The 19,125-nt window shown below is 59.9% G+C and carries 17 protein-coding genes; 6 read left to right on the top strand and 11 right to left on the bottom strand.

Going from position 1 to position 19,125, the window contains the following annotated elements; translation table 11 throughout:
• Window positions 1-61 precede the first annotated feature (61 nt).
• From pyk to gcl, 5 genes are all read right to left on the bottom strand, one after another.
• Window positions 62-1,477, bottom strand: coding sequence for a pyruvate kinase (pyk, locus tag E4P01_RS19605; protein WP_032877103.1), 1,416 nt, complete (start codon window positions 1,475-1,477; stop codon window positions 62-64).
• Complete coding sequence (locus E4P01_RS19600; protein ID WP_078820718.1) at window positions 1,467-2,747, bottom strand: glycerate kinase; 1,281 nt, start codon at window positions 2,745-2,747, stop codon at window positions 1,467-1,469. Before E4P01_RS19600 ends, pyk begins: the two co-directional genes overlap by 11 nt.
• A 179-nt stretch (window positions 2,748-2,926) precedes the next feature.
• Window positions 2,927-3,817, bottom strand: a complete 891-nt coding sequence (locus E4P01_RS19595) for a 2-hydroxy-3-oxopropionate reductase (protein WP_078820719.1) — start codon at window positions 3,815-3,817, stop codon at window positions 2,927-2,929.
• 135 nt (window positions 3,818-3,952) lie between these two features.
• Window positions 3,953-4,735, bottom strand: coding sequence for a hydroxypyruvate isomerase (gene hyi, locus E4P01_RS19590; RefSeq protein ID WP_216090957.1), 783 nt, complete (start codon window positions 4,733-4,735; stop codon window positions 3,953-3,955).
• 10 nt (window positions 4,736-4,745) lie between these two features.
• Window positions 4,746-6,521, bottom strand: coding sequence for a glyoxylate carboligase (gcl, locus tag E4P01_RS19585; protein ID WP_216090958.1), 1,776 nt, complete (start codon window positions 6,519-6,521; stop codon window positions 4,746-4,748).
• A 255-nt stretch (window positions 6,522-6,776) separates the two neighbouring features.
• Between gcl and E4P01_RS19580 the strand changes: the two genes are divergently transcribed.
• Window positions 6,777-7,217, top strand: coding sequence for a heme-binding protein (locus E4P01_RS19580; RefSeq protein WP_032877098.1), 441 nt, complete (start codon window positions 6,777-6,779; stop codon window positions 7,215-7,217).
• 131 nt (window positions 7,218-7,348) lie between these two features.
• Here E4P01_RS19580 and E4P01_RS19575 read toward each other — a convergent pair whose 3' ends face one another.
• On the bottom strand, window positions 7,349-7,807 hold the full coding sequence (locus tag E4P01_RS19575) for a transposase (RefSeq protein ID WP_216090959.1): 459 nt from the start codon (window positions 7,805-7,807) through the stop codon (window positions 7,349-7,351).
• Window positions 7,808-8,010: 203 nt separating this feature from the next.
• Window positions 8,011-8,616, bottom strand: a complete 606-nt coding sequence (locus E4P01_RS19570) for a TetR/AcrR family transcriptional regulator (protein WP_032881048.1) — start codon at window positions 8,614-8,616, stop codon at window positions 8,011-8,013.
• A gap of 134 nt (window positions 8,617-8,750) precedes the next feature.
• Between E4P01_RS19570 and E4P01_RS19565 the strand changes: the two genes are divergently transcribed.
• Entirely contained in the window at window positions 8,751-9,665 is a 915-nt protein-coding gene (locus tag E4P01_RS19565) for a DUF808 domain-containing protein (RefSeq protein WP_078820720.1), read from the top strand.
• A 55-nt stretch (window positions 9,666-9,720) separates the two neighbouring features.
• On the opposite strand, the gene E4P01_RS19560 is transcribed toward E4P01_RS19565, so the two are convergent.
• Both E4P01_RS19560 and E4P01_RS19555 read right to left on the bottom strand, forming a co-directional pair.
• Window positions 9,721-10,509 (bottom strand): VacJ family lipoprotein, encoded by a 789-nt coding sequence (locus E4P01_RS19560; RefSeq protein ID WP_032877095.1) that lies wholly within the window; start codon window positions 10,507-10,509, stop codon window positions 9,721-9,723.
• Window positions 10,502-11,800 (bottom strand): serine/threonine protein kinase, encoded by a 1,299-nt coding sequence (locus tag E4P01_RS19555; protein ID WP_032877094.1) that lies wholly within the window; start codon window positions 11,798-11,800, stop codon window positions 10,502-10,504. Before E4P01_RS19555 ends, E4P01_RS19560 begins: the two co-directional genes overlap by 8 nt.
• 234 nt (window positions 11,801-12,034) lie before the next feature.
• Here E4P01_RS19555 and E4P01_RS19550 point away from each other — a divergent pair, with 234 nt between their 5' ends.
• Window positions 12,035-12,403 carry a hypothetical protein gene (locus E4P01_RS19550; protein ID WP_216090960.1) on the top strand — a complete coding sequence of 123 codons (369 nt, stop codon included), beginning with the start codon at window positions 12,035-12,037 and terminating at the stop codon, window positions 12,401-12,403.
• A gap of 106 nt (window positions 12,404-12,509) precedes the next feature.
• Here the strand turns inward: E4P01_RS19550 and E4P01_RS19545 are convergent, their stop codons facing one another.
• The gene (locus E4P01_RS19545; RefSeq protein ID WP_216090961.1) at window positions 12,510-14,063 is read right to left on the bottom strand and encodes a glycosyl hydrolase family 17 protein; all 1,554 of its coding nucleotides are present in this window, start codon (window positions 14,061-14,063) and stop codon (window positions 12,510-12,512) included.
• 333 nt (window positions 14,064-14,396) lie between these two features.
• Here E4P01_RS19545 and E4P01_RS19540 point away from each other — a divergent pair, with 333 nt between their 5' ends.
• From E4P01_RS19540 to E4P01_RS19530, 3 genes are all read left to right on the top strand, one after another.
• Window positions 14,397-15,248 (top strand): glycine betaine ABC transporter substrate-binding protein, encoded by an 852-nt coding sequence (locus E4P01_RS19540; RefSeq protein WP_032877092.1) that lies wholly within the window; start codon window positions 14,397-14,399, stop codon window positions 15,246-15,248.
• Between the two features lie 258 nt (window positions 15,249-15,506).
• Window positions 15,507-15,818 carry a DUF485 domain-containing protein gene (locus tag E4P01_RS19535; RefSeq protein ID WP_005786564.1) on the top strand — a complete coding sequence of 104 codons (312 nt, stop codon included), beginning with the start codon at window positions 15,507-15,509 and terminating at the stop codon, window positions 15,816-15,818.
• The gene (locus E4P01_RS19530) at window positions 15,815-17,473 is read left to right on the top strand and encodes a cation acetate symporter (protein WP_005786566.1); all 1,659 of its coding nucleotides are present in this window, start codon (window positions 15,815-15,817) and stop codon (window positions 17,471-17,473) included. The genes E4P01_RS19535 and E4P01_RS19530 overlap by 4 nt, the downstream gene beginning before the upstream one ends.
• 237 nt (window positions 17,474-17,710) lie before the next feature.
• Here E4P01_RS19530 and gltA read toward each other — a convergent pair whose 3' ends face one another.
• On the bottom strand, window positions 17,711-19,000 hold the full coding sequence (gltA, locus tag E4P01_RS19525; RefSeq protein ID WP_005786568.1) for a citrate synthase: 1,290 nt from the start codon (window positions 18,998-19,000) through the stop codon (window positions 17,711-17,713).
• Window positions 19,001-19,125: the final 125 nt, after the last annotated feature.

Below are 19,125 nucleotides of genomic sequence, written 5' to 3'. Positions count from 1 at the left end.
GACGGTGTTCACACATCCAAATGTGGGAGCTGGCTTGCCTGCGATGAGGCCCCTACAGGCGCTAGAGCAATGTCTCGATACGCAGCGAGTTGGTCGACCCCGGCTGCCCGAACGGCACCCCTGCGGTAATCACCAAGGTATCCCCACGCTGCGCCATACCCTGGGCCTGGGCAATTTCCAGCGCGGTGGAACACACCTCGTCGACCTGGCGCAAACGATCATTGACCACCGAATGCACGCCCCACGCCACGCTCAAGCGTCGCGCCGTGGACAGGTTCGGCGTGAGGTTGAGGATCGGCGCCACCGGGCGCTCCCTTGCGGCGCGCAAGCTGGAACTGCCCGACTCGCTGTAGTTCACCAGCACCGCCACCGGCAGGATGCTGCTGATGCGCCGGATCGCGCAGCTGATGGCGTCCGACACCGTGGCATCCGCCTTGGGCCGGCTGACGTCCAGTTGCGCCTGGTAATCCGGGCCATTTTCCACCTGACGGATGATCTTGCTCATCATCTGTACCGCTTCCAGCGGGTACTCGCCCGACGCGGTTTCGGCCGACAGCATCACCGCGTCCGCGCCTTCAGCCACGGCGTTGGCGACATCGGTGACTTCGGCACGCGTCGGCGCCGGGGAGAAACGCATGGATTCGAGCATCTGCGTGGCGACCACTACCGGCTTGCCCAGTTGGCGGCAGGTGCTGATGATGTCTTTCTGGATCTGCGGCACGCTTTCGGCCGGCACTTCCACGCCCAGGTCGCCTCTGGCCACCATGATCGCATCGCTCAACTCGGCGATTTCCTGCAGGCGCTGCACGGCTGAGGGCTTCTCGATCTTGGCCATCAGGAAGGCCTTGTCGCCAATCAGCTCGCGGGCCTCGCGGATATCTTCCGGGCGCTGCACAAAGGACAGCGCCACCCAGTCCACGCCCAGCTCCAGGCCAAAGCTCAGGTCGCGGCGGTCCTTGGCGGTGAGCGGGCTGAGTTCCAATAGCGCTTGTGGGACGTTTACGCCTTTACGGTCGGACAGCTCGCCGCCGTTGAGCACGGTGGTGTCGATGGCATCGGCGTGTTTGGTGATCACCCGCAGGCGCAGCTTGCCGTCGTCGAGCAGTAGGTCCATGCCCGGTTCAAGGGCCGCGATAATCTCTGGGTGGGGCAGGTTGATGCGGCGTTGGTCGCCGGGTGTCGGGTCGAGGTCCAGGCGCAGAGCCTGGCCGCGAATCAACTGTACCTTGCCTTCGGCAAAACGTCCGACCCGCAGCTTCGGCCCTTGCAGGTCCATGAGGATGCCCAGCGGGTAATTCAGCTGGCGCTCCACTTGGCGAATCCACTGGTAACGCTGCGCATGGTCGGCGTGCTCGCCGTGGCTGAAGTTGAGGCGGAAGATATTCACCCCGGCCTGCACCAGCTCGCGAATGTCATCGATACCGTCGGTGGCCGGGCCCAGGGTGGCGAGGATTTTGACCTTCTTGTCAGGCGTCATGGTTGGCAGTCTCAAGGATCAGGATGGCGCGGAAATCGTTGACGTTGGTGCGGGTCGGCTCGGTGACGATCAAGTCGCCCAGGGCGGCGAAATAGCCGTAGCCATTATTGTTATCCAACTCGTCGCTGGCGCTCAGGCCGAGGGCTTCGGCACGGCGGTAGCTGCAGGGGGTCATGATCGCGCCGGCATTGTCTTCCGAGCCGTCGATACCGTCGGTGTCGCCGGCCAGGGCGTAAACGCCGGGCATGCCCTTAAGGCTATCGGTGAGGCTGAGCAGGAATTCGGCATTGCGTCCGCCACGGCCGTTGCCGCGCACGGTGACGGTAGTTTCGCCGCCCGAAAGGATCACGCACGGCGCTGCCAGGGGCTGGCCGTGCTGCACAATCTGCCGGGCGATGCCGGCATGCACCTTGGCCACCTCCCGCGCTTCACCTTCCAGGTCACCGAGGATCAGTGGGCTGAACCCTGCCCGGCGGACCTTCACGGCCACGGCTTCCAGGGATTGCTGGGGGCGGGCGATCAATTGGAAGTGGCTGCGGGCAAGTATCGGGTCGCCAGGCTTGACGGTTTCCGAGGCGGGGTTTTGCAACCAACTGCGCACCGAGGCGGGAGCGTCGATGCCATAGCGCTTGAGGATTGCCAGGGCTTGTTGCGAAGTGCTCGGGTCACCGACGGTTGGGCCCGAGGCGATCACCGTGGCCTGGTCGCCCGGCACATCGGAAATTGCGTAGGTGTACACGGTAGCCGGCCAAGCGGCCTTGGCCAGTCGCCCGCCCTTGATCGCCGAGAGGTGCTTGCGCACGCAATTCATCTCGCCAATGGTGGCACCGGATTTGAGCAGGGCTTTATTGATGCTTTGCTTGTCGGCCAGGCTGATGCCTTCGGCGGGCAAGGCCAGCAGCGCCGAACCGCCGCCGGACAGCAGGAAAATCACACGGTCTTCTTCGCCCAGGTTGCTGATCAGCGCCAGTACGCGCTGGGCCACAGCCAGGCCGGCAGCATCCGGCACCGGGTGGGCCGCTTCGACCACCTCGATTTTTTTGCACGGCGCACCGTGCCCGTAGCGGGTGACCACCAGGCCCGATACCTCTCCCTGCCAGCAGTCTTCGACGACCAGCGCCATGGCGGCCGCGGCCTTGCCGGCGCCGATCACGATCACTCGGCCACTGCGGTCAACAGGCAGGTAGGGTTCAAGGACTTGCCGGGGGTGGGCGGCGTCGATGGCTGTGGCAAACAGCTCGCGAAGCAGGTGTTGCGGATCGACCGACATAAGCGGGCTCCCGGGGGATTCTTGTTGTTAGGAGTGCAGCCATTTCAGATTTGAAATGCGGTCAAAATGTGGGAGGGAGCTTGCTCCCGATAGCGGTGTATCAGTCGACATAGTGGTTGAATGACCGATTGCTATCGGGAGCAAGCCCCCTCCCACACTGGATTGCATTCCAAGGTGGGTTACTTGTCGCGGATGGAGAAATTGGCCATGTGCTCCAGGCCCTTGATCAGTGCCGAGTGGTCCCAGTTACCGCCGCCAATCGCCGTGCAGGTGCTGAACACTTGCTGGGTGCCGGCGGTGTTCGGCAGGTTGATCCCAAGTTCCTTGGCGCCGGCCAATGCCAGGTTCAGGTCTTTCTGATGCAGGTTGATGCGGAAGCCCGGATCGAAGGTGCCCTTGATCATGCGTTCGCCATGTACTTCCAGAATCTTCGACGACGCAAAGCCACCCATCAACGCTTCACGCACCTTGGCCGGGTCGGCACCGTTTTTCGAGGCAAACAGCAAGGCTTCGGCCACCGCCTGGATGTTCAGCGCGACGATGATCTGGTTGGCGACCTTGGCGGTCTGGCCATCGCCGTTACCGCCCACCAGGGTGATGTTCTTGCCCATGGCCTGGAACAGCGGCAATGCGCGTTCGAACGTCTGCGGTTCACCACCGACCATGATGCTCAAGGTACCGGCCTTGGCGCCGACTTCACCGCCAGACACCGGTGCATCCAGGTACTGCGCGCCGGTGTCGTTGATCTTCGCCGCGAACGCCTTGGTGGCGGTGGGGGAGATCGAGCTCATATCGATCACTACTTTATTGGGTGACAGACCGGCGGCCACGCCATCGGCGCGCAACAGCACGTCTTCGACCTGTGGGGTGTCGGGCACCATGACGATGATGAATTCCGATTCCTGGGCGACCTGCTGCGGGTTGGCCAAGGCGATGGCGCCGGCAGCAAGCAGCTCGGCGGGCGCTTTGCCGTGGTGCTCGGAGAGAAACAGTTGGTGACCGGCTTTCTGCAAGTTGGCGGCCATGGGTTGGCCCATGATGCCGGTGCCGATAAATCCGATTTTAGCCATGATCAAAATCCTCTTTTAATGTGGGAGCTGGCTTGCCTGCGATGGCATCAACCGGACCTGACTGATACACCGAGGTGTTTGCATCGCAGGCAAGCCAGCTCCCACATTGTTTTATGTTGTGTCAGTTGTCAGTTGTCAGATGGCGTTATGGGTCTTGAGCCAACCCAAACCCGCCTCGGTAGTGGTCAACGGCTTGTACTCACAGCCGACCCAACCTGCGTAACCAATGCGGTCCAGATGCTCGAACAGGAAGCGGTAGTTGATCTCACCGGTACCTGGCTCGTTGCGCCCCGGGTTGTCTGCCAGCTGGATATGGTTGATCTCACCCAGGTGCGTTTGCATGGTCCGCGCCAGGTCGCCTTCCATGATTTGCATGTGGTAGATGTCGTATTGCAGGAACAGGTTGGCGCTGCCCACTTGCTCGCGAATCGACAGAGCCTGCGCCGTGTTGTTGAGGTAGAAGCCCGGAATGTCGCGGGTGTTGATCATCTCCATCACCAGCTTGATACCCGCCGCCTGCAGCTTCTCGGCGGCGTACTTGAGGTTGGCGACGAAGGTTTTTTCCACGGTCTCGTCATCGACGCCTTGTGGCCGGATACCCGCCAGGCAGTTGACCTGGGTGTTGCCCAATACCTGGGCATAGGCGATGGCCAGCTTGACCCCGGCGCGGAATTCCTCGACCCGGTCCGGGTGGCAGGCCAGGCCGCGCTCGCCCTTGGCCCAATCACCGGCCGGCAGGTTGAACAGCACCTGGGTCAGGCCGTTGGCATCGAGCTGTGCCTTGATATCGGCAGAGCTGAATTCGTACGGGAACAGGTATTCCACACCTTCGAAGCCGGCATCGGCGGCTGCCTTGAAGCGAGCAAGGAAGTTCTGTTCGGTAAACAGCATGGACAGGTTGGCGGCAAAGCGCGGCATAGGGTTCTCCTTAATCGAGCAGGGAAATGGCAGTCGGCGCATCGTTGCCGACCAGGGCCAGGTCTTCGAATTCGTTGACGGCGTTGATCTCGGTGCCCATGGAAATATTGGTCACTCGCTCCAGAATAATCTCAACGATCACCGGCACTTTGAATTCTTCGATCATTTCCTGAGCCTTGCGCAGGGCCGGTTGGATCTGGCCCGGCTCGAACACACGCAGCGCCTTGCAGCCCAGGCCCTCGGCGACGGCCACATGGTCGACGCCATAACCGTTGAGTTCCGGGGCGTTGAGGTTGTCGAAAGACAACTGCACGCAGTAGTCCATTTCAAAGCCGCGCTGGGCCTGGCGGATCAGCCCCAGGTAAGAGTTGTTCACCACCACGTGGATGTACGGCAGCTTGAACTGCGCGCCCACCGCCAGTTCTTCGATCATGAACTGGAAGTCGTAGTCGCCTGACAGCGCCACCACCTTGCGGCTCGGGTCGGCCTTGACCACGCCGAGTGCCGCCGGAATGGTCCAGCCCAGCGGGCCCGCCTGGCCGCAGTTGATCCAGTGGCGTGGCTTGTACACATGTAAAAATTGCGCGCCGGCAATCTGCGACAGGCCGATGGTGCTGACGTAGCAGGTGTCTTTGCCGAACACCTGGTTCATCTCTTCGTACACGCGTTGCGGCTTGACCGGCACGTTGTCGAAGTGCGTCTTGCGGTGCAGCGTGGCTTTGCGTTGCTGGCAGTCATGCAACCAGGCGCTGCGATCCTTGAGCTTGCCGGCGGCTTTCCATTCGCGGGCGACTTCAATGAACATCGTCAGCGCGGAACCGGCGTCGGAGACGATACCCAGGTCCGGGGTGAACACGCGGCCAATCTGCGTCGGCTCGATGTCAACGTGAATGAATCTGCGCCCTTCGGTGTACACCTCCACCGAGCCGGTGTGACGGTTGGCCCAGCGGTTGCCGATACCCAGCACCACGTCCGACTGGAGCATCGTCGCGTTGCCATAACGGTGGGACGTCTGCAGGCCGACCATGCCTACCATCAGCGGGTGGTCATCGGGAATGGTGCCCCAGCCCATCAGGGTCGGAATCACCGGGATGCCGGTCAACTCAGCGAACTCCACCAGCAACTCGCTGGCGTCGGCGTTGATCACGCCACCACCGCTCACCAGCAATGGGCGTTCAGCCTGGTCCAGCATCGCCAGGGCTTTCTCGACCTGGATACGGGTGGCCAAGGGCTTGGCCAGGGGCAGTGGCTGGTAGGCGTCGATGTCGAATTCGATCTCGGCCATTTGTACGTCGAACGGCAAGTCGATCAGTACCGGGCCTGGGCGCCCGGAACGCATTTCATAGAAAGCCTTCTGGAACGCGTAGGGCACCTGGCCGGGTTCGAGCACGGTGGTGGCCCACTTGGTCACGGGCTTGACGATGCTGGTGATATCGACGGCCTGGAAGTCTTCCTTGTGCATCCGTGCACGTGGCGCTTGCCCGGTGATGCACAGGATCGGAATCGAGTCGGCCGAGGCGCTGTACAGGCCGGTGACCATGTCAGTGCCCGCCGGGCCCGAAGTGCCGATGCACACGCCGATATTGCCGGCCTTGGTGCGGGTATAGCCCTCGGCCATGTGCGAGGCGCCTTCAACGTGGCGAGCAAGGACGTGATCGATGCCACCCACCTTCTGCAAGGCTGAATACAGCGGGTTGATCGCGGCGCCCGGGATACCGAAGGCGGTATCCACACCTTCACGGCGCATCACCAGGACAGCGGCTTCGATTGCTCTCATTTTGCTCATGGTTTTGGTGCCTCTTGCGTTTTGTAATTGTATACAAGTGGTGTCTGTCCAAAGTGTATTCACGGCGGACGGCGCAGGTCAATGCATTTTATGAAACGGCCTTTGCGTTCGTCGGAACGGCTTTTTTCGACGTATGGAGCCTTTGTTTGAAAATATTGTATACAAAAACAAATGTCATTGTGTTCTATTTATTCGATCGAGCATCTGATCAAACAGAACTCCACCGCTTTCCAATAACAAAAGAAGGACGGCACCATGAGCGCTTTAACCTTGAAACTCGCCACCCAGTTGGCCGGCCATGCTATCGCCGCAGGCCGCACGATTTCTGCAGCGCCGCTGACCATCGCGGTACTCGATAGCGGGGGGCACTTGATTACCTTGCAGCGCGAAGACGGCGCCAGCCTGCTGCGCCCGCAAATCGCCATCGGCAAGGCCTGGGGGGCGATTGCCTTGGGCAAGGGCTCACGTTTACTGGCACTGGATGCGCAGCAGCGGCCGGCGTTTATCGCAGCGTTGAACAGCCTGGGGCAGGGCAGTGTGGTGCCGGCGCCGGGCGGGGTGTTGATACGGGATCAGTCGGGGGTGGTGTTGGGGGCGATTGGAATCACCGGGGATACGTCGGACATTGACGAGCAGTGTGCGATCACGGCGATTGAGGGGGTGGGGTTGATGGCGGATGCGGGGGTGTCGGCTTGAGTCGTTCTGACTGTGAGTAAGCTATCGCAGGCAAGCCAGCTCCCACATTGACGGTGTTCACAGATCTAACTGTGTGAGCCCACTCAGTGTGGGAGCTGGCTTGCCTGCGATGCAGTCGACTCGGTCTACAGTCAAACCCAAATGGCATCCCATAGCGGATAGTCGCCAAATTTCTTTACCAGCCCGGCCCTGAGTGGATTGGCTACGATGTAACGTGCAATCCCCTCAAGGCTTTCCTCTCGACGCACGGCATGATCATGAAAGCCCGGCTGCCAGAGGCGACCTTGGCGGCCCGCCACCGCATTCACCACTCGTGTGCTCTTGGATTTAACTTGGCGCATCAAGTCGGCAAGCGAACCTTTCTCCAGAGAAACAAGCCAATGGAAATGATCAGGCATCACTACCCAGGCCAATGATGTTGCGAGCCCTTTATATTGAGCGATCCTGAATTGGTGTACGACCAGGCGGCCAAGTCTGAAGTCGCTGAAGATGGGCTCGCGTTCAAGGGTGTTGGTGGTGAGCAGGTAAATGCGGTTGGATTCGTTATAGCGTCCGATGCGCAGGCGATTTGAAGCAGGGAGATCGGGCATTCCTTGGCCTCTCTTCAGATGGTGTTCTGAGAGGCTAGACTGAGGGGCGAAGGCTGATCGGCAGGCTTTTAGCAGGATGTGTCTGGATGGGCGCTATCGCGGGCAAGCCCGCTCCCACAGGGGATTGTGACCACTTTACATTTTGTGTTCGGCGCAAATCCGTGTGGGAGCTGGCTTGCCTGCGATAGCCTCGCCGCGGTCTATCAATCCGGCTCACACCCCTTGAGCACCAGCCGGATAATCGTCTGCGCCGCCGCCTCATAATCGGCTTCATCCAACTTGGCCTTGCCGGTAACGGCTGAGATCTGCCAGTCAAAGTCCGCATAGGTCTGGGTCGCCGCCCAGATGCTGAACATCAGGTGATTAGGGTCGATAGCCGCAATCAACCCACGATCCACCCAGTTCTGGATGCAATCGATATTGTGCTTGGCCTGGGCATTGAGCTGTTCAACCTGCTCGGCGCTCAGGTGTGGGGCGCCGTGCATGATTTCGCTGGCGAACACCTTGGAGGCGAACGGCAGGTCGCGGGAGATGCGAATTTTGGAGCGGATGTAGTTGCTCAATACTTCCTTGGGCTCCCCTTCGGGGTTGAACGGCGTGGAAGCGGCCAGGATCGGCTCGATAATGCTTTCGAGCACCTCGCGGTAGAGGTTGTCCTTGGACTTGAAGTAGTAATAGACGTTGGGCTTGGGCAGCCCGGCCTTGGCGGCGATGTCGCTGGTTTTGGTCGCGGCGAAGCCCTTGTCGGCAAACTCCTCGCTCGCCGCCCGCAGGATTTTTTCTTTGTTGCGCTCGCGAATGCTGCTCATAAACCAGACGTTTCCTTGCCATGACAGGCGGTTGCGCATGGTAGCACCGGCCATCAGCAGGCCTCAACAATCTGGCCGCAAGGCCGTGCGCCGGGCTATGCTCGCGTCATCTCTCTCTAACGGAAGTCCGGTTCATGGCAGGAAGCAGCTTATTGGTGTTGATCGACGATATCGCGGCGGTACTCGATGACGTCGCGCTGATGACAAAAATGGCCGCCAAGAAGACATCGGGCGTGCTGGGCGATGACCTTGCACTGAACGCCCAGCAGGTCTCCGGCGTGCGCGCCGAGCGGGAAATCCCGGTGGTGTGGGCGGTGGCCAAGGGCTCGTTTATCAACAAGTTGATCCTGGTGCCGACGGCCCTGTTGATCAGCGCCTTCGCTCCGTGGGCGGTGATACCACTGTTGATGCTCGGCGGCGCCTACCTGTGTTTCGAGGGCTTCGAAAAACTCGCCCACAAATTCCTGCACAGCAAGGCTGAAGATCAAGCCGAACACGCGCAGTTGGCTGAAGCGGTGGCCGACCCGGCAACCGATCTGGTGGCGTTCGAGAAAGACAAGATAAAGGGCGCGATCCGTACCGACTTCATTCTGTCGGCCGAGATCATTGCCATCACCCTCGGCATCGTCGCCGATGCGCAACTGACGCAGCAAGTGATCGTGCTGTCGGGTATCGCCATTGTCATGACCATCGGCGTATATGGATTGGTGGCCGGTATCGTCAAGCTCGACGACCTGGGGCTGTGGCTGACGCAGAAGCCGGGTCAGGTGGCGCGCAGTATTGGCGGCGCGATTCTGAGTGCGGCCCCCTACATGATGAAGAGCCTGTCAGTGATTGGCACGGCGGCGATGTTCATGGTCGGTGGCGGCATCCTCACCCATGGCGTGCCCGTGGTGCATCACTGGATCGAAACGGTAAGCCAAAGCACCGGGGCGCTGGCATGGTTGATGCCGACGTTGCTGAATGCGGTGGCGGGGATTATTGCCGGGGCTGTGGTGCTGGCGGCGGTCAGCATCGTGGGCAAGGGCTGGAAAGCACTCAGGGCATGACGTAGCACGTACAAAAAAGGCCATTCAATCGAATGGCCTTTTTCATGGGGGCGAATTACTCGGCAATCTGCAACTTGCGCGATTCCGTGTAGATATACCGCACCTTTTCATACTCGAACGGCGAGTTCATCTGACCATAGCGAAAGCTGGTCTGGTAGCGCTTGTCCACTGCGCGCAGGGCCCAGACTTCCGGGTGGTTGGAGCTGACTTCGGACACGTTGAGGAAGTTGATCTGCGATTCTGCCGTGTAGTCCACCAGCAAGCCGGTGGTATCACGCAGGTTCGACGGGCCAAAGATCGGCAACACCACATAGGCACCGCCCGGTACGCCGTAGAAGCCCAGGGTCTGGCCGAAGTCTTCACTCTGGCGTGGCAGGCCCATGGCCGTTGCCGGGTCCCACAGGCCGGCGACGCCGATGGTGGTGTTGACCAGCAGGCGCCCGGTGGTTTCCAGGGAGCGATGGCCCTTGAGTTGCAACAGGCTGTTCAACAGATTGGGCACATCGCCCAGGTTGTTGAAGAAGTTGCTCACACCGGTGCGCAGGAAGCTCGGCGTGACGTAGCGGTAGCCATTGACCACCGGCAGGAACACCCATTGGTCGAAGCGGTAGTTGAAGTGGTAAACGCGGCGGTTCCACGACTCCAGCGGGTCGTAGACGTTGAGCGCGGTAAGCGTGGAACGCTCGAATTCACGCTGGTCCAGGCCCGGGTTGAACTTGAGCTTGGTCAGCGGCTCCTTGAAGCCGTCGGCATCGACCTTGATGGGCTCTTGAGCCTTGCTGTTGTCGGCATTGGCCACGCCTGCGCACATCAGTGCGGCGAGCAGCAGAAGATATTTAGCCACGGAAGAACTCCAGCATGGCGTCGGCGTTGACGCGGTAATTGAGGTTGCCGCAGTGGCCGCCCAGCGGGTAGACGGTCAAGCGATCGCCGAAGGTTTTACGCAGGAAACCCAGATCGCCAGGGCCGAGGATCACGTCATCGGCGTTATGCATTACGGCGATTTTCGGGCTGTCGCGCAGGTAGTCCTTGAGGGCGTACAGGCTGACCTGATCGATCAGTTGCAGCAGGCTGCCGCCGTCGGAACGGGCGCGCCACATCGGGATCACTTGCTCGGTGAGGTAGCAGTCGAAGTCGCATTGCAGGGCACGCTTGAGGAACGGCGTGAGGCTGGTGCCTTCAGTGATCGGGTATTTAGGCGGAATGATCAGGCCACGGCGGTTGATCAGGTCCGAGGTGAAGGCAATGTCGGCAGCCGAGAAGCGGAACGAGGTGCCGATCAACATGGCCATCTGTTCATTGCTCAGGTGCTGCTTGGACTGCTGGAAGTCATAGAGCAGGGCATCGTTGAGGTCGATGTAGCCTTTTTGCTGGAAGTAGCGGGTCAGTTTGCTCAACACCAGTTCATAGAAAGTGGTGGTGTTGTTGATGCCCTTGACCTCGGTCTGTACCAGCTTGTCGAGGTTGGTGATCGAGGTGTAGAGGTTGACCGGCGGGTTGAGCAGCAGCACTTTCTTGAAATTGAAGGTGCGGCGCGTCTCATCGAGCTTGCTGACGAACGCCGCATCCAGCGCCCCCAGGCTATAGCCGGTGAGGTAGAAGTCGGTGACCGGCAGCGAGGCGTTCTGCGCGCGCACGGCTTGCATCACGCGGTACATGTCTTCGGCGTCTTCCTGGGTGATACCCGGGGTGGCGAAGCGCGAGGCAGCGCTGATGAAGTCGAAGCTGGTGGGCGATGACAACTGCACCACGTGGTAGCCGGCCTGGTAATACAGCTTCTTCAGGTATTCGTTGATGCTGCTGTCGAACCGCGCACCGGTGCCCGCAATCAGGAAGATCAGCGGCGCGGCGCGGTCCTGCTTGGCGATGCGATAGGTGAGCTTCTTCACTGCCCAGAAGTTATCGGGCAGGCTGAACTCACGCTCGGGGCGCATATTCAGGGTGTAATCGGATTGGTTGATCTCATCATCGGTCGGCAAGGTTGGCCGAAGGTCGGGAGGCGTGGTGGCGATGGTCGCTTCGAACGGGTTGGTCAAAGGGTAGCCATAGCTGGCCTGGTCGATATCGACGGCCAGTGCTGACGCACTCAAAAATAGGCTGCCCAGCAAGGCAGCACAGCGCAAGGAACGGAGCATGACTTAATCCCTAAGAGGAAACGTGCTGAATGAAATTCGCAGGCTATGACCACCGCGTTGCCACCGAAGTGCCAGGCAGCGGCACGAAAAGTCGGAAAAAACGTCGGAGTCGGGGTAATAGTAGCCAGACGATACACTTTGCCATGCATTGTTGAACAGATATCTGCGCGAACACCTTGCTAACGGCCGCGGTGGGATTAAGCTGAGCGCCGTTTTTGCCTATCGGAGTGCCCCATGTCCCGCCGCTTGCCGTTGATTTTGCCGCTTGTTGCTCTGCCGTTATGGCTGGCTGCCAGTTATGCCGCACGTTATGGCTTTATGGAGGATGGGCAGTGGGTCGGCCTTTGCGCAGAGGAGGCCAGCCGCTGGGAGTGCCAGGTGCGTGCGAACCTGGGGTTGATGATTCACTTCAAGGTGCTGGGCTGGGCGGCGTTGATCACCTCGGTGTTGGGCTTTTTTGTACCGGGGCGTGCGGGATGGGGCTTGGCGGTGCTGGGGATGGTGTTCGGGTTACCGGCCTTGGCGTTGTACAACACGACGCTTGCGGTGTTTGCGGTGGTGATTGCGGGATTACGGTTGGTCAGAAAGCCTGGCGGCGCCTGATGTAGCCTCATCGCAGGCAAGCCAGCTCCCACAGTTGATTGGGTTCACACATTTCTATCTGTGAGCACGGTCAAATGTGGGAGCTGGCTTGCCTGCGATAGCGATCTTAAGCCTTGCGCACTCGCAAGCAACGCCACAAAGCCGCAACCATCAGCACGCTGACCACAGCCCAACCCCAGGCCTGCTGATTCAACAGCCCTTCGCGGTACAACTGCGGCGCAATGCCGGCACCGATAATGAAGGCCAGCAGCGCAATCTCCCGACGCGGCCCGGTCACCGGGCGCACCAGGTACACCAGGGCTGGCAGCACCAGCGCCGCGCTTGGAAAGCTGCGATAACGCGGGTCAAACACCAGCGCCAGCATCATCACCGCCCCCGCAAACCCGGCAATCGCCACCAGCCAGCCAGCGCGTTGCTCCAGCCAGTTGAATGCACGCTCGCGCCAGCCGTCACGGGCGCTGAGGGCCAGGGCGGCGTGGGCCAGCACCAACAGGTTCAAGACCACCAGCAAGCCTGCCCATACCCATTCATCGCTGAAACGCGCAGTGACGCGGGTCAGTTCGGCCCAGGTGCCGATGGAGCAGGCAGCAACCGCACCGAGCAGTGGCAGGAGCACCGCGGAGCGCTTGCTGCGAATGCGGCCACCGAGCGCCAGGGTACCGAGCAGAATCACGGCGCCTACGCCCAGCCACAACGACCAGTACGGCACATTGGTCACCGGCCCTGCGAGGATGCCCTTGTCCTGGCGGTCTGCATCGAACAGCCCCCAATACCCGCCGACGGCACCTTCACTGGCGCGCTTCCAAGGTTGGTCAAACGCTTCGATCAGGTTGTAGCGCCAGCCATTGGCTTCGGCCATGGCGACAAAGCCGCGCATGAACCTGGCTTCATTCACCCGGCTCGGCACGGCAGTCTCGCGCTGACGGCCTTCGCTGGGCCAACCGGTCTCGCCGATCACGATGTCCTTGGGCGCGAACTTGTGGCCGAAGGTCTGGCGTACGTCGCCTACATGCTTGAGCGCCTGGTCGATGCCGGACGGCTCATCTTCCCAGTACGGCAGCAGGTGAATGGTCAGGAAGTCCACCGCCGGCTCGATTTCCGGGTGTTGCAGCCAGAACTCCCACACATCGGCATAGGTGACCGGTTGCTTGATCTGGCTTTTGACTTGATGGATCAGCGCCACCAGTTGCTTGGCCGTGACTTCCTTGCGCAGCAGCGCCTCGTTGCCGACGATCACCGAAGTGACGATATCGGGATTGGTGTTGGCCGCCGCGATCAGTTCGTTGATTTCTTTCTGGGTCGCCACCGGATCACTGCTGACCCAGGCGCCGGCCATGACCTTCAAACCATGCTTGCGTGCCATGTCCGGCAAGGCTTCCAGGCCGGTCATGGAGTAGGTGCGGATGCATTCAAAGCGTGTGGCCAGCAAGGCCAGGTCGGCATCCATGCGTTCGGGGCGCAGCTTGAATGGCTGGTCAAACGGCGACTGGTCTTTGTCGAAGGGCGTGTAGGACGCACACTGCAACTTGTGGCTGGCGCTCGCTACATCCGGCAGCACTACCGGCCGGCCGAGGCCATACCAGTAGCCAGCGAGTGCAAGCACACCAAGGATCAAGGCAAGAAAATAGGGCAGGGCAGGAAAGCGGGCAGTCGCAGGCATGGTCGGCTTATCTGGGGGAGCAAAGGCGCGCATCTTACCCGGATTTGGCGCGTGCCAGTGCGGCTGCATAATTTTGACATGCAAACTTCGGGCGGGATTCTGACGATAACTCCTACAAAACGTCCTGCTGGCGATGTGATGTCGTTTCTTGCTCAACCAAGGTCGCCCACAGAGCAGGGCAAAGGCCTACGCAGGTTGATGATAAAACTGTCAGTACTCCACTGATGCCTCAGCAACCGGATCGATGCGCGTGAAGGGGGCGCGGTGCACCGCATAACAACAGGTTGATGTCGCTCGGCATCCGTCGGGCGCAGCACTTTCGGGGAAGTACATATGAAGATGCGACGACTCTTGGGCGCAGCTGCCACGCTGGTAGTTGCGATGGGCTCCACACTGGTCAGTGCCGACAGCAAAACCCTGAGCATCGGTTACGTGGACGGTTGGTCCGACAGCGTTGCCACGACCCATGTGGCGGCGGAAGTGATCAAGCAAAAGCTCGGTTATGACGTGAAACTGCAAGCGGTCGCCACGGGGATCATGTGGCAGGGCGTCGCCACCGGCAAGCTCGATGCCATGCTGTCTGCCTGGCTGCCGGTGACCCATGGTGAATACTGGACCAAGAACAAGGACAAGGTGGTCGACTACGGCCCCAACTTCAAGGATGCAAAAATTGGCTTGATCGTACCGGAGTACGTCAAGGCCAAATCCATCGAAGACCTCAAGACCGACACCACCTTCAAAAACAAGATCGTCGGCATCGACGCCGGTTCAGGCGTGATGCTCAAGACCGACGACGCCATCAAGCAATACGGCCTGGACTACAAACTGCAAGCCAGCTCGGGCGCGGCGATGATCGCCGAACTGACACGTGCCGAAGACAAGCAGGAATCCATTGCGGTAACCGGTTGGGTGCCCCATTGGATGTTCGCCAAGTGGAAACTGCGTTTCCTGGACGACCCAAAAGGGATTTATGGTGCTGCTGAAACCGTCAACAGCATCGGCAGCAAGGGCCTGGAAAAGAAAGCGCCGGAAGTGGCAGCTTTCCTGAAAAAATTCCAGTGGGCCTCCAAGGATGAAATCGGTGAAGTCATGCTCGCTATCCAGGAAGGCGCCAAGCCAGACGCAGCGGCCAAGGATTGGGTGGCCAAGCACCCTGAGCGCGTCGCCGAGTGGACCGCTAAATAAAAGCCACTGATGCACCCCTGTGGGAGGGGGCTTGCTCCCGATAGCGGTAGGTCAGTCACAGATTTTTTGACTGGCACATCGCTATCGGGAGCAAGCCCCCTCCCACATTGGTTTCGCACCGCCTCAAATCTTCCTGCGCTTTGGCCATCCCTCGCTACACTCGATCTACTACTAAGGTCGTCTGGAACCTCTTCCGCAGCCGCATACAGTGGATATGTTCCAAAATAATAAAAAAGCTGTGCTGCGAGGATAAAAACAATGAACGACAGCATTTACCTCTCGATTCAAAACAGCCCGCGTTTCAAGGAGCTGGTCAGGAAAAGGGAAAGGTTCGCCTGGATTCTCTCGGCGATCATGCTAGGGCTTTACTCCGCTTTCATCCTGTTGATTGCCTACGGGCCACAAATACTGGGGGCCAAGATCAGCCCCGGTTCCTCGATTACCTGGGGCATTCCCCTGGGCGTCGGGCTGATTGTGTCTGCCTTCATTCTCACTGGCATCTACGTACGCCGGGCCAACGGCGAATTTGACGACCTGAACAATGCGATTCTCAAGGAGGCTGCGCAATGATCCGGCGTCTATTGGCTATATTCGGCGCTTCGCTGTTTGCTCCGGCCGTCTGGGCGGCGGACGCATTGACCGGTGAAGTGCACAAGCAACCGCTGAACGTCTCGGCCATCGTGATGTTCGTCGCGTTTGTCGGCGCCACCCTGTGCATCACGTATTGGGCGTCCAAGCGCAACAAGTCGGCGGCTGACTACTATGCGGCAGGCGGCAAGATCACCGGTTTCCAGAATGGCTTGGCGATTGCCGGTGACTACATGTCGGCCGCGTCCTTCCTGGGGATTTCCGCGTTGGTGTTCACTTCCGGCTACGATGGCCTGATCTACTCGATCGGCTTTCTGGTGGGCTGGCCGATCATTCTGTTCCTGATCGCCGAGCGCCTGCGTAACCTGGGCAAGTACACCTTTGCCGACGTGGCGTCCTATCGCCTGGGGCAAACTCAGATCCGCAGCCTGTCGGCCTGTGGCTCGCTGGTGGTGGTAGCGTTCTACCTGATCGCGCAGATGGTTGGCGCGGGCAAGTTGATCCAGCTGCTGTTCGGCCTGGACTACCATGTGGCGGTGATCCTGGTCGGCATCCTGATGTGCCTGTACGTGTTGTTCGGCGGCATGTTGGCGACCACCTGGGTGCAGATCATCAAGGCAGTGCTGCTGCTCTCCGGTGCTTCGTTCATGGCGCTGATGGTGATGAAGCACGTCAACTTCGACTTCAACACGCTGTTTGCCGAGGCGATCAAGGTTCACCCTAAAGGTGAAGCGATCATGAGCCCGGGTGGGCTGGTGAAAGACCCGATCTCGGCATTCTCCCTTGGCCTGGCCCTGATGTTCGGTACCGCCGGCCTGCCGCACATCCTGATGCGCTTCTTCACGGTGAGCGACGCCAAGGAAGCGCGTAAAAGCGTGCTGTATGCGACCGGCTTCATTGGTTACTTCTACATCCTGACGTTCATCATCGGCTTCGGCGCGATTCTGCTGGTCAGCACCAACCCGGCGTTCAAGGATGCAGCAGGCGCCTTGCTTGGCGGTAACAACATGGCGGCGGTGCACCTGGCTAACGCGGTGGGCGGCAGTATCTTCCTGGGCTTCATCTCGGCTGTGGCCTTCGCCACCATCCTTGCGGTGGTTGCCGGCTTGACCCTGGCCGGCGCTTCAGCGGTGTCCCATGACCTGTATGCCAGCGTGATCAAGAAGGGCAAGGCCAACGAGAAGGATGAAATTCGCGTATCGAAGATCACCACTATCGCCCTGGCGGTGCTGGCGATTGGCTTGGGCATCCTGTTCGAAAGCCAGAACATTGCGTTCATGGTCGGCCTGGCGTTCTCGATTGCCGCCAGCTGTAACTTCCCGGTGTTGCTGCTTTCCATGTACTGGAAAAATCTCACCACCCGTGGCGCCATGATCGGCGGCTGGCTGGGCTTGATCAGTGCCGTGGGCCTGATGATCCTCGGCCCGACCATCTGGGTCTCGATCCTGCACCATGAAAAAGCCATCTTCCCGTACGAGTATCCGGCGCTGTTCTCGATGATCATTGCGTTCATCGGCATCTGGTTCTTCTCCATCACCGACAAATCGGCGGCGGCAGAGAAAGAGCGTGCGCTGTACTTCCCGCAGTTTGTGCGTTCGCAGACTGGCCTGGGGGCGAGTGGGGCGGTTAATCACTAAGTCGTCAGATGCATAAGAGATACCTCGGTCGCAAGGCCGGGGTATTTTTTTGCCTGGGTCTTTTGTGTTGCCTGGGCTGGCCTCATCGCGGGCAAGCCCGGCTCCCACAGGTTGACTGTGTGAACCCGATCGACTGTGGGAGCTGGCTTGCCTGCGATGGCGGTAGATCAGGCCACACAAACAAAAACGGCCTCCGCTAAGGGAGGCCGTTCTCATGACAAACAAGCAGTTAAGTGCTTACTTGCGATCTTCCAGCTTGGTGATGTCGCGCGACTCGTAGCCGGTGTACAGCTGGCGTGGACGGCCAATTTTGTACGGGCTGGAGAGCATTTCCTTCCAGTGGGAAATCCAGCCCACGGTCCGCGCCAGGGCGAAGATCACGGTGAACATGCTGGTTGGAATGCCGATCGCCTTGAGGATGATCCCCGAGTAGAAGTCGACGTTCGGGTACAGCGAGCGCTCGATGAAGTACGGGTCGGTCAGGGCGATCTCTTCCAGGCGCATGGCCAGTTCGAGTTGCGGATCGTTCTTGATGCCCAGTTCCTTCAGCACTTCGTCGCAGGTCTGCTTCATGACGGTTGCGCGAGGGTCACGGTTCTTGTAGACCCGGTGACCGAAGCCCATCAGCTTGAATGGATCGTTCTTGTCCTTGGCCTTGGCGATGAACGTATCGATGTTGGATACATCGCCGATTTCATCGAGCATGGTCAATACGGCTTCATTCGCACCGCCGTGGGCAGGGCCCCACAGTGCGGCGATACCGGCGGCGATACAGGCAAACGGGTTGGCACCCGAAGAGCCGGCCAGGCGGACGGTAGAAGTGGAGGCGTTTTGTTCATGGTCGGCGTGGAGGATGAAGATCCGGTCCATTGCCTTGGCCAGCACCGGGCTGATCGGTTTGATCTCGCACGGGGTGTTGAACATCATGTGCAGGAAGTTTTCCGCGTACGTCAGATCGTTGCGCGGGTACATCATGGGCTGGCCCATGGAGTACTTGTAAACCATTGCGGCCAGGGTCGGCATCTTGGCAACCAGGCGGATCGCGGAAATTTCGCGATGCTCGGCGTTATTGATGTCCAGGGAGTCATGATAGAAGGCCGACAGGGCACCGACCACGCCGCACATGACGGCCATCGGGTGGGCGTCGCGACGAAAGCCGTTGAAGAAGGTCTTCAACTGCTCGTGAACCATGGTGTGGTTCTTCACGGTGCTGACGAACTGGGCCTTTTGCTCGGCTGTTGGCAATTCGCCATTTAGCAGCAGGTAGCAGGTTTCCAGGTAGTCCGACTTTTCAGCCAGTTGTTCGATCGGGTAGCCGCGATGAAGCAGAATGCCATTGTCACCATCGATATAGGTGATCTTCGACTCGCAGGAAGCGGTCGACATGAAGCCTGGGTCGAAAGTAAAACGGCCCGTGGCCGTCAGGCCCCGTACGTCGATAACATCGGGACCAACGGTGCCGGTTAAAATGGGCAGCTCGACGGGGGCTGCGCCCTCGATGATCAACTGCGCTTTTTTGTCAGCCATGTGGCCTCCTATTTATGCTTCAAATCATCAGACAGACCCCCCACGCAGGGCCCGCACCACTATATTGATATAAATCCAGATGTCAATTTGCCTAAAGTCTTGCGCCAGAAGGCTTTAACCGTACT

The organism is Pseudomonas sp. NCIMB 10586 (assembly GCF_023127895.1).
GTDB classification, from domain to species: Bacteria; Pseudomonadota; Gammaproteobacteria; order Pseudomonadales; family Pseudomonadaceae; genus Aquipseudomonas; species Aquipseudomonas synxantha_A.
Note: the sequence above shows the minus strand (reverse complement) of the source record. Positions and strands in the feature narration are given on the sequence as shown.